This is a genomic window from Burkholderia aenigmatica (genome assembly GCF_902499175.1).
Taxonomy (GTDB): Bacteria; Pseudomonadota; Gammaproteobacteria; order Burkholderiales; family Burkholderiaceae; genus Burkholderia; species Burkholderia aenigmatica.
The window spans coordinates 1-12,754 of sequence record NZ_CABVQC010000090.1; the positions used below are offsets into that span (position 1 = coordinate 1).

13 protein-coding genes and 1 pseudogene are annotated in these 12,754 nt (G+C 66.3%); 3 read left to right on the top strand and 11 right to left on the bottom strand.

What is annotated here, in order from left to right; translation table 11 throughout:
- Positions 1-73: 73 nt before the first annotated feature.
- Positions 74-616, top strand: coding sequence for a response regulator transcription factor (locus tag BDO18943_RS38480; protein ID WP_043184707.1), 543 nt, complete (start codon positions 74-76; stop codon positions 614-616).
- A gap of 12 nt (positions 617-628) precedes the next feature.
- On the opposite strand, the gene BDO18943_RS38485 is transcribed toward BDO18943_RS38480, so the two are convergent.
- From BDO18943_RS38485 to dapF, 9 genes are all read right to left on the bottom strand, one after another.
- Positions 629-991 (bottom strand): hypothetical protein, encoded by a 363-nt coding sequence (locus BDO18943_RS38485; RefSeq protein WP_175026288.1) that lies wholly within the window; start codon positions 989-991, stop codon positions 629-631.
- Positions 992-1,169: 178 nt separating this feature from the next.
- A complete protein-coding gene (hslU, locus tag BDO18943_RS38490; RefSeq protein ID WP_043184705.1) occupies positions 1,170-2,513 on the bottom strand; it encodes an ATP-dependent protease ATPase subunit HslU in 1,344 nt (447 codons plus the stop codon).
- A gap of 10 nt (positions 2,514-2,523) precedes the next feature.
- Positions 2,524-3,060: an ATP-dependent protease subunit HslV gene (gene hslV / locus BDO18943_RS38495; protein WP_006760749.1), complete on the bottom strand. Its 537-nt coding sequence runs from the start codon at positions 3,058-3,060 to the stop codon at positions 2,524-2,526.
- Positions 3,061-3,295: 235 nt separating this feature from the next.
- The gene (dksA, locus tag BDO18943_RS38500; protein ID WP_006477498.1) at positions 3,296-3,712 is read right to left on the bottom strand and encodes an RNA polymerase-binding protein DksA; all 417 of its coding nucleotides are present in this window, start codon (positions 3,710-3,712) and stop codon (positions 3,296-3,298) included.
- A 496-nt stretch (positions 3,713-4,208) separates the two neighbouring features.
- Positions 4,209-5,285, bottom strand: a complete 1,077-nt coding sequence (locus BDO18943_RS38505; protein WP_175026289.1) for a CobW family GTP-binding protein — start codon at positions 5,283-5,285, stop codon at positions 4,209-4,211.
- A 199-nt stretch (positions 5,286-5,484) separates the two neighbouring features.
- Complete coding sequence (locus tag BDO18943_RS38510) at positions 5,485-6,699, bottom strand: class I SAM-dependent rRNA methyltransferase (protein ID WP_043184703.1); 1,215 nt, start codon at positions 6,697-6,699, stop codon at positions 5,485-5,487.
- Between the two features lie 76 nt (positions 6,700-6,775).
- On the bottom strand, positions 6,776-7,696 hold the full coding sequence (gene xerC, locus BDO18943_RS38515; RefSeq protein WP_043184702.1) for a tyrosine recombinase XerC: 921 nt from the start codon (positions 7,694-7,696) through the stop codon (positions 6,776-6,778).
- Positions 7,697-7,703: 7 nt separating this feature from the next.
- A complete protein-coding gene (locus tag BDO18943_RS38520; protein WP_175026290.1) occupies positions 7,704-8,432 on the bottom strand; it encodes a DUF484 family protein in 729 nt (242 codons plus the stop codon).
- A gap of 37 nt (positions 8,433-8,469) precedes the next feature.
- Positions 8,470-9,339, bottom strand: coding sequence for a diaminopimelate epimerase (dapF, locus tag BDO18943_RS38525; RefSeq protein ID WP_043184700.1), 870 nt, complete (start codon positions 9,337-9,339; stop codon positions 8,470-8,472).
- A gap of 244 nt (positions 9,340-9,583) precedes the next feature.
- Here dapF and BDO18943_RS42855 point away from each other — a divergent pair.
- A pseudogene (locus BDO18943_RS42855) lies at positions 9,584-9,805 on the top strand (HigA family addiction module antitoxin); the annotation flags it as partial.
- Between the two features lie 22 nt (positions 9,806-9,827).
- On the opposite strand, the gene BDO18943_RS38535 reads toward BDO18943_RS42855, so the two are convergent.
- A complete protein-coding gene (locus BDO18943_RS38535; RefSeq protein ID WP_175026292.1) occupies positions 9,828-10,712 on the bottom strand; it encodes a lipid A biosynthesis lauroyl acyltransferase in 885 nt (294 codons plus the stop codon).
- 265 nt (positions 10,713-10,977) lie between these two features.
- Between BDO18943_RS38535 and metK the strand changes: the two genes are divergently transcribed.
- Positions 10,978-12,165 carry a methionine adenosyltransferase gene (gene metK / locus BDO18943_RS38540; RefSeq protein ID WP_043184698.1) on the top strand — a complete coding sequence of 396 codons (1,188 nt, stop codon included), beginning with the start codon at positions 10,978-10,980 and terminating at the stop codon, positions 12,163-12,165.
- 129 nt (positions 12,166-12,294) lie between these two features.
- On the opposite strand, the gene BDO18943_RS38545 is transcribed toward metK, so the two are convergent.
- Entirely contained in the window at positions 12,295-12,636 is a 342-nt protein-coding gene (locus BDO18943_RS38545; protein ID WP_039353869.1) for a hypothetical protein, read from the bottom strand.
- Between the last annotated feature and the right edge of the window lie 118 nt (positions 12,637-12,754).

The window sequence follows — 12,754 nt, forward strand, 5'->3', positions numbered from 1 at the left end:
GCCGTGCTGCGCCTGCCGGTCGTGCGCGTCGCGGTGCCGGCCGCCTCAACCAACACGTAGACGGAGAAACCACATGAGCGAGAACAATTTCCTGGTGATCGACGACAACGAGGTGTTCGCGGGCACGCTCGCGCGCGGCCTCGAGCGTCGCGGGTACGCGGTCCAGCAGGCGCACGACAAGGAGGCGGCGCTCCGGCTCGCCGCGGGCAGCAAGTTCCAGTTCATTACCGTCGACCTGCATCTCGGCGAGGATTCGGGCCTGAGCCTGATCGCGCCGCTGTGCGACCTGCAGCCCGATGCGCGGATCCTGGTGCTGACCGGCTACGCGAGCATCGCGACTGCCGTGCAGGCGGTGAAGGAAGGCGCCGACAACTATCTCGCGAAGCCCGCGAACGTCGAGTCGATCCTGGCCGCGCTGCAGACCAACGCGACCGAAGTGCAGGCCGACGAAGCGCTCGAGAATCCGGTCGTGCTGTCGGTCGACCGGCTCGAATGGGAGCACATCCAGCGCGTGCTGGCCGAGAACAACAACAATATTTCGGCGACGGCACGCGCGCTGAACATGCACCGCCGCACGCTGCAGCGCAAGCTCGCGAAGAAGCCGGTACGGCAGTAAGCGTGGGGCGCGTCAGCCGGGCGAGCTTGACGCTCGCGACAGGCAGGCGACGAGCTCGCGTTTCAGCAGCAGCGTGATGAGCGCCGAGTAGACGACGTTCGCGAGAAATGGTGCGGACCCGCCGATCAGGATGGCGCTGGTCATCGGCCATGCCTTTGCCGATACGCAATTCGCGATGAACTGGAGGCCGATGCTGAACGCCACGCTGGCGAGTGCGATACCCGCCAGCGTGCCCAGCCACGCGAGCGCAAACGCGACGTTGTAGCGCCGCAGCGACTCCCGCCTGATCCGGCGCAAGAGCGACAGGATGTCGGCGCGCGTGAGCGCGAGCAGTGCCGGCACGAATCGGCCGGCGATGGACGGGTAGATGGTCATTTAAATGCGGTGACGAATGCGTCTGCTTGTGGTCTGAGGAATCCAGATTATAGGGACGCACCAGCGCGCCTGCCATCAGCCGCGTTCCAGGAGCACGCACGTGCGCCGCGTCGCATCGCCATGAAAAAACGGGCGACCCCGTCAGGGGCCGCCCGTTTTTCGTCCGGCGCCGTGCGCGTTACAGCACGTAGCGCGACAGGTCTTCGTCCTGCGACACTTCGCCGAGCGCGCGATCGACATACTTCGCGTCGATCGTCACGCGTTCGCCCGCATGGTTGCCGGCAGAGAACGACACTTCCTCGAGCAGTTTCTCGATCACCGTGTACAGCCGGCGCGCACCGATGTTCTCGGTCTTTTCGTTGACCGCATAGGCAATTTCCGCGAGACGCCGGATGCCGTCCTCGGCGAATTCGAGCTGCACGTCTTCGGTCGCGAGCAGCGCCTGGTACTGCTTGACGAGGCTCGCGTCGGTCGCAACAAGGATCGCTTCGAAATCGTTCACCGACAGCGAGTCGAGCTCGACGCGGATCGGGAAGCGGCCCTGCAGTTCGGGAATCAGGTCGCTCGGCTTCGCGAGATGGAACGCGCCGCTTGCGATGAACAGGATGTGATCGGTCTTCACCATCCCGTACTTCGTGTTGACCGTCGTGCCTTCGACGAGCGGCAGCAGGTCGCGCTGCACGCCCTGGCGCGACACTTCGCCGCCGCTGCCTTCGTTGTTGCGCGACGTGATCTTGTCGATCTCGTCGAGGAACACGATGCCGTTCTGCTCGACGTTCTGCACGGCCTTCGTCTTCACTTCCTCTTCGTTGAGCATCTTCGCCGCTTCCTCGTCGGTCAGCAGCTTCAGCGCTTCCTTGATCTTCACCTTGCGGCGCTGCTTCTTGCCGCTGCCGAGGTTCGAGAACATCGAGCGGATCTGCTCGGTCATCTCTTCCATCCCCGGCGGCGCCATGATGTCCATGCCGGCCGACGGCTGCTCGAGGTCGAGCTCGACTTCCTTGTCGTCGAGCTGGCCTTCGCGCAGGCGCTTGCGGAAGGTCTGGCGCGTCGCGTTGTTGTCGTCGTTCGCGTGCTCGGCGTTGCCGCCGAAGCCCACCGCGCGCGGTTGCGGCAGCAGGATGTCGAGGATGCGGTCTTCCGCCTGGTCGGTCGCCTTGCTGCGCACCTTGCGCATTTCGGTTTCGCGCGTCTGCTTGACCGAGATCTCGATCAGGTCGCGCACGATGCTGTCGACGTCGCGGCCGACGTAGCCGACTTCGGTGAACTTGGTCGCTTCGATCTTGATGAACGGCGCGTCGGCGAGCTTCGCGAGGCGGCGCGCGATTTCGGTCTTGCCGACACCCGTCGGCCCGATCATCAGGATGTTCTTCGGCGTGATTTCCTGGCGCAGCGGGTCGGCGACCTGCTGGCGGCGCCAGCGATTGCGCAGCGCGACCGCGACGGCCTTCTTGGCCTTCGCCTGGCCGATGATGTGCTTGTCGAGTTCCGAGACGATCTCGGCAGGGGTCATGGTGCTCATGGTGCGGTCCTTACTCGATCGTTTCGATGATGCGGTTGTGGTTCGTGTAGATGCACATGTCGCCGGCGATCTCGAGCGACTTCTCGACGATCTCGCGCGGCGACAACTCGGTGTTCTCCGCGAGCGCGCGGGCCGCGGCCTGCGCATAGGCACCGCCCGAGCCGATCGCGCAGATGCCGCCTTCGGGGTCGAGCACGTCGCCGTTGCCGGTGATCACCAGCGTGGTGGTGGCGTCGGCCGTGATCAGCATCGCCTCGAGGCGGCGCAGCATCCGGTCGGTGCGCCAGTCCTTCGCGAGCTCGACGGCCGCGCGGGTCAGGTTGCCCTGATGCTTCTCGAGCTTCGCCTCGAAGCGGTCGAGCAGCGAGAACGCATCGGCGGTGCCGCCCGCGAATCCGACCAGCACCTGGTTGTTGTAGATCCGCCGCACTTTCCGCGCGCCACCCTTCATGACGATGTTGCCGAGGGTTACCTGGCCGTCGCCGCCGAGCGCGACCTTGTCGCCGCGCCGGACCGAAACGATGGTCGTGCCGTGAAATTGCTCCATCTGCGTTCCTTGAGAAAAACGGGGAAGAGTCGGGGGCGCGAGGCGCCGCCGCGTAACTCGCAGTGCGCCGGGAAGCGGCCCGGCGCGCGTCCGTTTCATTTTAGGGCGGGCGCCGGGATATCAAGAGGCGGGAGGCAAATCGGCGGCCGGTGGGGAACCGTGCCGGAAAAACAAAAAGCGCGCGGCAGGCCGCGCGCTTTCGGGAAGCAGCGTGTCTGAGCGGAACGCCGCTCGATCAGTCGCCGAACAGCTTCTGGCGCAACTCGCGGCGCTCCTGCGCCTCGAGCGACAGCGTGGCGGTCGGACGTGCGAGCAGGCGCGGAATGCCGATCGGCTCGCCGGTTTCCTCGCACCAGCCGTAATCGCCGGAATCGATGCGGGCGAGCGACTGCTGAACCTTCTTGAGGAGCTTGCGTTCGCGATCGCGCGTACGCAGCTCGAGCGCGTGCTCTTCCTCGATCGTCGCGCGATCGGCGGGATCGGGCACGATCACCGTCTCGCGCAGGTTCTCGGTCGTCTGGCCTGCATTCTTGAGGATGTCCGCCTGCAACTGTTCGAGCCGATTTTTGAAGAAGGCGAGCTGATCCTCATTCATGTAATCCTTGTCGCTCATCTTCAGGATTTCGGCTTCGGTCAAGAGTTTCTTCGTCATCTGCTTGCTTCTTCAATGTGCGGCAAATCGATAGATATTGCCTGCACTTTGGGATTACCCGCAACCGCGCTTGCAATCATTTGCGATTTGCCGCCGCGGGGCCGAAAGCCTCTGGAAAACCGGTTCTCAAATACCAGGATAGGCCTGGCGCGGAGTTGCGCGCGCTGCGAACCGGTGTGCTGCGCGGCACATCGCATCGGCCGCGGCCGGGAGGCGGATGGGCGATCCGGCGCGGTTGCGATGCCCGGAAAACTGGTTCAGCAAGAACCGGGCCTATTTGTTGCCGTACTCCAGCGGGCACGTATTGTAACTGAATCGCAAGCGGGCGCCGTATCGGGTCGATCCCCGTCGGCTGCGCCAATATCTAGAAAATATAACGCGCAAATCGCGAAAAAGCGATGACGGCGAAACCCTGCCTGGAAAGGGCGCCTCGCGGCCGCCGCAGCCGCCCGCGAGGCGGCCGTGCGGGCGGGGGTGCGACGGTTGCCCGTACGCGTCAGGCGAGGCAGGCGTCGAGGCCGTCGGTGATCAGGTCCTGCGGCAGATCGACGCCGATGAACACCATCTTGTTGGTCTTCTTCTCGACCGGCAGCCACTTCGAGGCGAGGTCGCTGCCCATCATCTGGTGCACGCCCTGGAACACGACCTTGCGGTCGACGCCCTTCATGTACAGCACGCCCTTGTAGCGCAGCATCCGCTCGCCGTAGATCTGCAGGATGCCGCCGAGGAAGTCTTCCAGCTTGTTCGGGTCGAACGGGCGGTCGTTGCGGTACACGAACGACTTGATCTTGTCGTCGTGGTGCGCGTGGTGATGGTGGTGGCCATGGTCGTGATCGTGCGCGCATTGACCGTGATCGTGGTCGCAATGGGCGTGATCGTGATCATGGTCGTGATCGTGGTGATGGTGCGCGTGATCGTCTTCGGCCAAGAAGTCGGGGTCGATCTCGAGCTTCGCGTTCAGGTTGAAGCCGCGCAGGTCGAAGATTTCCTTGATGTCGGCTTCGCCGAAGTTCACGACCTTGATCGTGGCCTTCGGGTTCATGTGCATCAGGCGATGCTTGAGGCCGGCTACCGTTTGATCGTCGACCAGATCCGACTTCGTGATGAACAGGCGATCGGCGAAGCCGACCTGGCGCTGCACGACTTCGTGCTCGTCGAGCTGCGCGTTCGCGTGCTTCGCGTCGACCAGCGTGATGACCGCGTCGAGCAGGAAATCGTCGGCGATTTCGCTGTCGATGAAGAAGGTTTGCGCGACCGGGCCCGGGTTCGCGAGGCCGGTGGTTTCGATCACGATGCGGTCGAAGTCGAGCTTGCCTTCGCGCTTCTTCGCGGCGAGATCGCCGAGCGTGCGCGCGAGGTCGCCGCGGATCGTGCAGCAGATGCAGCCGTTGCTCATCTGGATGATCTGCTCGTTCGAATCCTGGATGAGGATTTCGTTGTCGATGTTCTCTTCGCCGAACTCGTTCTCGATCACGGCGATTTTCATGCCGTGCTGTTCGTTCAGGATGCGCTTGAGCAGCGTCGTCTTGCCGCTGCCGAGGAAGCCGGTAAGGATGGTGACGGGAGTGGCCATGTCAATCGCCTGTGGTTCGTGAATCGGGGTCAAAACCGGGATGTGCGTCGCGCCCGCAGCTTTGCCGGCCGGGGCGCACAATCATCCATTGAAACATACCTGTCAAGCCCTCGCCCGTCGTCCGAGCGACAGGCGGGAGCGCGGATCCGCCGGGCGCAACGCGCGGCCGGCGGACGGTTACGCGCGTAGATCGGGGCGATCAGACGATTTGCAACAGCAGGCCCTTCAGATATTCACCTTCCGGGAAGGCCGCGAGCAGCGGGTGATCGACGCCCGCGCCGAGGCGCTTCAGGATGCGGGCGTCGACCTTCGCGTCGGCGGCCGCGCCCGCGACGATCTTCTGGAACAGGTCCATGTCGATCGCGCCCGAGCACGAGTACGTGAACAGCAGGCCGCCCGGACGCAGCAGCTTGAAGCCGCTCAGGTTGATGTCCTTGTATGCGCGGGCCGCGCGATCGACGCTGTCGCGGGTCGGTGCGAACTTCGGCGGATCGAGCACGATCAGGTCGAAACGCTCGCCTTCGTCGACGAGGCGGCGCAGCGTCTTGAATGCGTCGGCGTCGAGCCAGGTCGCGCGTTCGGCGTCGAAACCGTTGGCGACGACGTTCTGCTGCGCGAGCGCGAGCGCATCGCCCGACGAGTCGATCGACACGACGCGCTTCGCCCCGCCCTTGAGCGCCGCGAGCGAGAAGCCGCCCGTGTAGCAGAAGCAGTTCAGCACGTCGCGATCGGCCGCGTACTGCGCGACCAGCGCGCGGTTGTCGCGCTGGTCGACGTAGAAGCCCGTCTTGTGGCCGTTCGGCACGTCGACGTGATAGCGCACGCCGTTTTCGTTCGAGATCAGCGTCGCGGGCGGCGCATCGCCGGCCAGCACGCCGGTGGTTTGTTCGAGCCCTTCCTTGTCGCGGATCGACACGTCCGAGCGCTCGTAGACGTTCGGGCAGTCCGTGGCGCCGACCAGCGCCTTGACGATCGCGTCCTTCCACGCTTCGACGCCGGCCGCCATGAACTGGCAGACGAGCTGTCCGCGCGGGGCGGCGCCGGCTTCGGCGGTGTCCGCGACGTAATAGTCGACGATCAGGCCGGGCAGGCCGTCGGCTTCGCCGAACACGAGGCGCACCGCGCCCGTGTTCGACACCATCGTGTTGCGGTGCGCGACCGCGCGCTGCACGCGGCGCTTGAAGAACGCATGGTCGATCGGCTCGTTCTCGTCGAAGCTCCACACGCGCACGCGGATCTGCGACTGCGGGCTGTACGCGCCGCGCGCGAGGAAGCGGCCGTCGTGCGCGCGCACGATCACGGTCGCGCCGGGCGCGGGCTTGCCGTCGACGCGGTCGATCGCATTGGCGTAGATCCACGGATGGCGGCGCAGCAGCGATTTTTCCTTGGACGGCTTGAGGGTGACGGTTTGCATGATGAGATCGAAAGGGGCCGTGCGCGAAGCCGACCGTGGCCGGTCGCCGCGCGCGGCGGGTAACACGGGACGCGCGTTAGTCGCGCTTCTTCGCGCGCGGATGCGCGCTGTCGTAAATCTTCGCGAGATGCTGGAAGTCGAGCGACGTATAGACCTGCGTCGCGGAGACGCTCGCGTGGCCGAGCAGTTCCTGCACCGCGCGCAGGTCGCCGCTCGACTGCAGCACGTGCGTCGCGAACGAGTGGCGCAGCACGTGCGGATGGACGTTGGCGGGAATGCCCGCGGTGAGCGCCGCGCGCTTCACGCGCTCGCGCACGACACCCGGCGACATCCGGTTGCCGCGCACGGACACGAACAGCGGATGCGGATCGTGCTTCACGAATTCGCCGCGCACCGCGAGCCATGCGTTCAGCGCGTCGATCGCCTTGCGGCCGACCGGCACCTTGCGCTCCTTGTTGCCCTTGCCGCGCACGGTGACTTCGGCTTCGGCGAGGTCGAGCCAGCCGGTCGAGCGGTAGCCGTCGGCCTGCGTGTACATGACGTCGAGCCCGATCAGCTCGGCGAGGCGCAGCCCGGACGAATAGAACAGCTCGAGGATCGCGTGATCGCGGATGCCTTCGGTCGTGCCGGCGAGCGGCGCGTCCATCAACGCCGATGCGTCGTCGACCGACAGCGCCTTCGGCAAGGTCTTCGCGCGTTTCGGCGCGCGCACCGCGGCGACCGGGTTCGCGGGCATCTCGATGCGCTGCGCGAGCCAGCGGTAGAACGCGCGCCACGCGGACAGCCGGTGCGAGATCGACCGTGCCGACAGCCCGCCCGAATGTGCGCGGGCGACCGCGCCGCGCATGTCGGCGGCCGTCAGCGCTTCGAGCGGCCGGCCGTTCGCGAGCTTCTTCAGCTCGTCGAGTTCGTGCGTGTATCCGCGCAGCGTGTGTTCCGACAGCTGCCTGACGTGCTTCAGGTTCGACAGGTAGGCGGCAATCGGATCGTCGGTCATCGCAGGATCAGTGCGGCAGCAGGCGCGTGAGCGCGGCGCTCGCGAGCGTCGCGATCTGCGCGAGGAAATCGGTGGCCATCCCGTCGTGGAAGCGGCGCGGGTCGGGCGAACCCAGCACGAGCAGGCCGAACGCGGGGGCGTCGGTGCCGGCGAGCGGCGCACGCAGCGCGAGCAGCGCGACCGATGCGGCCGAGCCGTCGCCGGCCGGCGATGCGGCTTCCGCGCCATCCGCCGCATTCGCGGCCGACGCGGCGACTGCGGGTGCGAGCCACTGCGCGGCTTCGAAGCCGGTGTTCGCGCCGCAGTACGGCGTCGACAGGCCGTTCGTGAACAGGCGCACTTCCTCGCCGACCTGGCGCGCGAACTCGGCCTGCGCGTAGGTGTCGGCGACGTCCCACACGCGCAGCGCGGTTTGCGGCACGTCGAACACGTCGGCGATGCCGTCGGCGATCGTGCGCGGCAGCGCGTACGGATCGCGTTCCGCAATCACGCGCGCGGTCCAGCGGCTGAACTTCGCGGACAGGCTGTCGTTCTCGTGGCCATAACGCACGAGTTCGGCGAGGCGGCGCTCGAGATGCTTGTTCTTGTCGCGCAGCATCTCCATCTGCCGCTCCTGCAGCGAGATCGCGGCCTTGCCGTGCGGGTTCGCGAGGCGGATCGTCGCGAGCAGTTCGGCGTGCTGCGCGAAGAATTCGGGATTGGCGAGCAGGTAGTCGGCGACTTCGCGATCGTTCATGTGGCTGGAGCGTTCAGTTATCAAGGACGTTGCAGGGTCAGGCGTGCAGGTCGATCTCGCCTTCGAACACGGTGGCGGCGGGCCCGGCCATCATCAGCGCGGCGGCTTCGTCGCGCGCGCCGTCCCAGCGGATCGTCAGCGTGCCGCCGTGCGTGTGCACGGTCACCGGCGAATCGAGCAGGCCGCGCCGGATGCCGGCCGCGACCGCCGCGCACGCGCCGGTGCCGCACGCGAGCGTCTCGCCCGCCGCGCGTTCGTACACGCGCAGCTTCACTTCGTCGCGCGACACGATCTGCATGAAGCCGACGTTCACGCGCTCCGGGAAACGCGCGTGGTGCTCGATCAGCGGGCCTTCGTCGAGCACCGGATACGCTTCGGCATCGTCGACGACCTGCACCGCGTGCGGGTTGCCCATCGACACCGTCGAGATCCAGCGCGTCTGGCCGCCGACGTCGAGCGGCCACAGCGTGTCGCGGCCTTCGGTGCGGCCGTCGAGGCCCGCTGCGTCGAACGGCACCTGCGCGGGCGCGAACACGGGCGCACCCATGTCGACGACGACTTCGCCGTTGTCCTGCATCGTCAGCGTGATCAGGCCCTTCATCACCTGCACGCGCACGCTGCGCTTGTCGGTCAGGCCGCGGTCGCTGACGAACTTCACGAAGCAGCGTGCGCCGTTGCCGCAGTGTTCGACCTCGCCGCCGTCGCAATTGAAGATCCGGTACTTGAAATCCGCGCCGTCTACGGTCGGTTTTTCGACGAGCAGCAGCTGGTCGGCGCCGATGCCGAAGTGGCGGTTGGCGAGCGCACGCACCTGCGCTTCGGTGAGCGGCGGCAATGCGCGCGAATAGCCGTCGAGCACGACGAAGTCGTTGCCCGCGCCGTGCATCTTGGTGAACGAGAGTTTCACTGGGTCCGGATTTCCATGGCGAACAAGGCGGTCAGCGCCGCGCGCGATGCCGCGCCATGCGGGGCGGCGTCGTTCGTCGTGCTGATCTCAACCGCAAATGATACATGCAGCCGACAGGGGCGTCCCGCGCGGGCGGGCGTTTCGCGTGGTCCGCTCGGGCGGCACCGGTCGAGCGGTCGACTGGTCGGGGACGCGAAGAGCGGACAAATTGGCGCGGTGTAGCGGGCACGGTCGCGGCGGAGGCGATGCCGGCGCGCAGTTCGGTGTGACGCGCGCCGCGCTGTCGCGGATCCTGCACGGCCATGCAGGCATCTCGCCGGAAATGGCGCTCCGGCTCGAAGCGTGGCTGGGGGAGGAAAACGGCGGGAGGGCGGATCTTTGGCTCGCGCAGCAGTCGGCCTACGATCTCTGGCAGGTGCGCACGCGCGGCGTGCCGAATGTGGCGAGGGTGCGGGCGCGCCTTTGACGGCGTGCCCGCGGGTTCGAACTCAGTACAGGCTCGGCTCGCCGGGCGGGCGCGTCTTGAAGCGCTTGTGGACCCAGTAGTACTGCTCGGGCATCAGCGGGATCTGTTCCTCGAGGAATTCGTTCATCCGCCGCGCGTCGAGATCGTCGTCGCCGGTCGGGTAGTGATCCCACGGCTTGAATACCTTCAGACGATAGCCCTTGTAGTTCGGCAGCACCTCGCCGATGAACGGCACGACCTGCGCGTGGCCCGTCTTTGCGAACCGGCCGACGGCCGTCAGCGTGCAGGCCGGTACGCCGAAGAAGGGCACGAACGTCGAGTTGCGCAGCCCGTAGTCCATGTCGGCGCCGAGCATGACCGGCTTGCGGTCGCGCAGCCAGCGCAGCACGGTACGCGCGCTGTCGGCCCGGCTCGCGAGTTCCGCGCCGAAGCGGCTGCGGCCGGCTTTGGCCGCGGCTTCGAGTTCCGGGCTCTTCATCGGCGTGTAGAGTGAGCCGCACACCCGGTCGAGTGCGAGATTGATCGCCATCGAACCGGCCTCGATGCCGACGAAATGGAAACCGAGCAGCAGCGTCGGCGGCATGTCCGGATCGGTGAGGTCGATCTCGCTCTCGACCGTAAACAGCTTGCGATAGGTGGCTTCCGACGCGAACCACTGGTAGCTGCGCTCGACGTAGCTGCGGATCGCATGGCGGAAATGCTGCCCGGCCACTTCCTCGCGGCGCTCTTCGCTCCAGTCCGGGAAGCAGAGTTTCAGATTGGTGTGTACGATGCGCTTTCGCCGGCTGGGGATCTTGTAGAGCAGCCAGCCGAGACCATCGCCGAACCGTGCGGTCAGGCCGTACGGCAACAGGGCGAGCAGTTTCAGCAAGCCAATGGCGAGGTGCGTGGCTAGACGACCTAGCATGCGAAACCTCCGTGGAACCGGCTGGCCGGCGCGTTGCGAACAGGTGGGTAAGACAGCGGAAGATGCAGCACGGGCGGCGCTCTGTGACAATTCAGGAAAGCCGCTATAATACGGGCTTCGCCGAGTTAACTGACAACTTGCGGGGCGAAGCCGGCTAGCGTTACACGCGCTGCCCGGTCCTGGTAATCCGCTAAAGCGTCGCCGCTTCAGGCCCAACGAAGCTGGCTACGTGAAACCGACCGTAACCACACAGGAGCCTGAAAAAGTGGCAAACGATTATCTCTTCACGTCCGAATCCGTCTCCGAAGGCCATCCGGACAAGGTCGCGGACCAAATCTCGGACGCGATTCTCGACGCCATCCTCGAGCAAGACAAGTATTCCCGCGTTGCGGCGGAAACGCTGTGCAACACGGGTCTCGTCGTGCTGGCCGGTGAAATCACCACGACGGCCAACATCGACTACATCCAGATCGCGCGCGACACGATCAAGCGCATCGGCTACGACAACACCGACTACGGCATCGACTACAAGGGTTGCGCGGTGCTCGTCGCCTACGACAAGCAGTCGCCGGACATCGCCCAGGGCGTCGATCGTGCACACGACGACAACCTCGACCAGGGCGCGGGCGACCAGGGTCTGATGTTCGGTTACGCGTGCGACGAAACGCCGGAACTGATGCCGCTGCCGATCCACCTGTCGCACCGTCTCGTCGAGCGCCAGGCCAGCCTGCGCCGCGATGGCCGCCTGCAATGGCTGCGCCCGGACGCGAAGTCGCAGGTAACGATCCGCTACGTCGACGGCAAGCCCGATTCGATCGACACCGTCGTGCTGTCGACGCAGCACGCACCGGACATCGAGCTGCCGGCGCTGCGCGAAGCCGTGATCGAGGAAATCATCAAGCCGACGCTGCCGGCCGACCTGATCAAGGGCGACATCAAGTTCCTGGTGAACCCGACCGGCCGGTTCGTGATCGGCGGCCCGCAGGGCGATTGCGGCCTGACCGGCCGCAAGATCATCGTCGACACGTACGGCGGTGCCGCACCGCACGGCGGCGGCGCATTCTCGGGCAAGGATCCGTCGAAGGTCGACCGTTCGGCTGCGTACGCAGGCCGCTACGTCGCGAAGAACATCGTCGCCGCGGGCCTCGCATCGCGCGCGCTGATCCAGGTGTCGTACGCGATCGGCGTGGCCGAGCCGACCTCGGTGATGGTCAACACGTTCGGCACGGGCCGCGTGTCGGATGCGGTGATCACGAAGCTCGTGCGCGAGCATTTCGACCTGCGTCCGAAGGGCATCATCAAGATGCTCGACCTGCTGCGTCCGATCTACGAGAAGACCGCTGCTTACGGCCACTTCGGCCGCGAAGAGCCGGAATTCTCGTGGGAAGCGACCGACAAGGCGCTCGCCCTGGCCGAAGCGGCCGGCGTCGAGCCGACGGCACGCGTCGCGTAAGCGTCGTTCGCCTGAAATGAAAAACCCCGGCCAAGCCGGGGTTTTTTTATGGGTTCCGATCGCCGTGGCAATCGGACAAGCGGGCCGTAGCGCGACGGCGATCGTCGCGCGCGGTGCCCGCCGGCGTGCTCAGCGCGCGCCGAACCCGAACCAGCCGTTGCTGGCCGCGAGGCGGCGCGGGCGGTTGACGCGGCGCTGCGGGCCGAGCGTGCGTCGCAGCGCGAGCGCGCGCAGCGACGACGGCTTCTGCAGCAGCGAGCGCAGGCCGGCACGGCGCGAGAACGCCTGCGCGCTCATCATCGAGAAAAATGCGTGGAACCACGCACGGATACCGTCCAGCCGGCTGTGTGCGGGCGTACGCTCGGCCAGCGCCTGCGTGCGTGCGCGGTGATGGCGCAGCGAGCGGGCAGGAGCGGGCGGCACAACGCGCTTCGCAGCGCGGCTGAGACGGGAAGTCAGACGGAATGGCATGTGAACGATGCTTCGCTTGTATGGATGGCGCCCTTGAGAGCGCACTGGTATGAACGGCCTCGGATGGCGCAACGGATCTTACCGAAACTCGCTGCGCGCCGCGCCCGCCAGAATTGAC

What these genes read in the sequence shown, in the direction of transcription:
- dksA (WP_006477498.1), bottom strand. Translation starts at nt 3,712, where the DNA reads ATGACGAAGAAACTCTTGACCGAAGCCGAAATCCTGAAGATGAGCGAC.
- BDO18943_RS38505 (WP_175026289.1), bottom strand. Translation starts at nt 5,285, where the DNA reads ATGGCCACTCCCGTCACCATCCTTACCGGCTTCCTCGGCAGCGGCAAG.
- hslV (WP_006760749.1), bottom strand. Translation starts at nt 3,060, where the DNA reads ATGGAGCAATTTCACGGCACGACCATCGTTTCGGTCCGGCGCGGCGAC.
- BDO18943_RS38545 (WP_039353869.1), bottom strand. Translation starts at nt 12,636, where the DNA reads ATGCCATTCCGTCTGACTTCCCGTCTCAGCCGCGCTGCGAAGCGCGTT.
- BDO18943_RS38480 (WP_043184707.1), top strand. Translation starts at nt 74, where the DNA reads ATGAGCGAGAACAATTTCCTGGTGATCGACGACAACGAGGTGTTCGCG.
- BDO18943_RS38520 (WP_175026290.1), bottom strand. Translation starts at nt 8,432, where the DNA reads ATGAACGATCGCGAAGTCGCCGACTACCTGCTCGCCAATCCCGAATTC.
- BDO18943_RS38485 (WP_175026288.1), bottom strand. Translation starts at nt 991, where the DNA reads ATGACCATCTACCCGTCCATCGCCGGCCGATTCGTGCCGGCACTGCTC.
- BDO18943_RS38510 (WP_043184703.1), bottom strand. Translation starts at nt 6,699, where the DNA reads ATGCAAACCGTCACCCTCAAGCCGTCCAAGGAAAAATCGCTGCTGCGC.
- hslU (WP_043184705.1), bottom strand. Translation starts at nt 2,513, where the DNA reads ATGAGCACCATGACCCCTGCCGAGATCGTCTCGGAACTCGACAAGCAC.
- BDO18943_RS38535 (WP_175026292.1), bottom strand. Translation starts at nt 10,712, where the DNA reads ATGCTAGGTCGTCTAGCCACGCACCTCGCCATTGGCTTGCTGAAACTG.
- xerC (WP_043184702.1), bottom strand. Translation starts at nt 7,696, where the DNA reads ATGACCGACGATCCGATTGCCGCCTACCTGTCGAACCTGAAGCACGTC.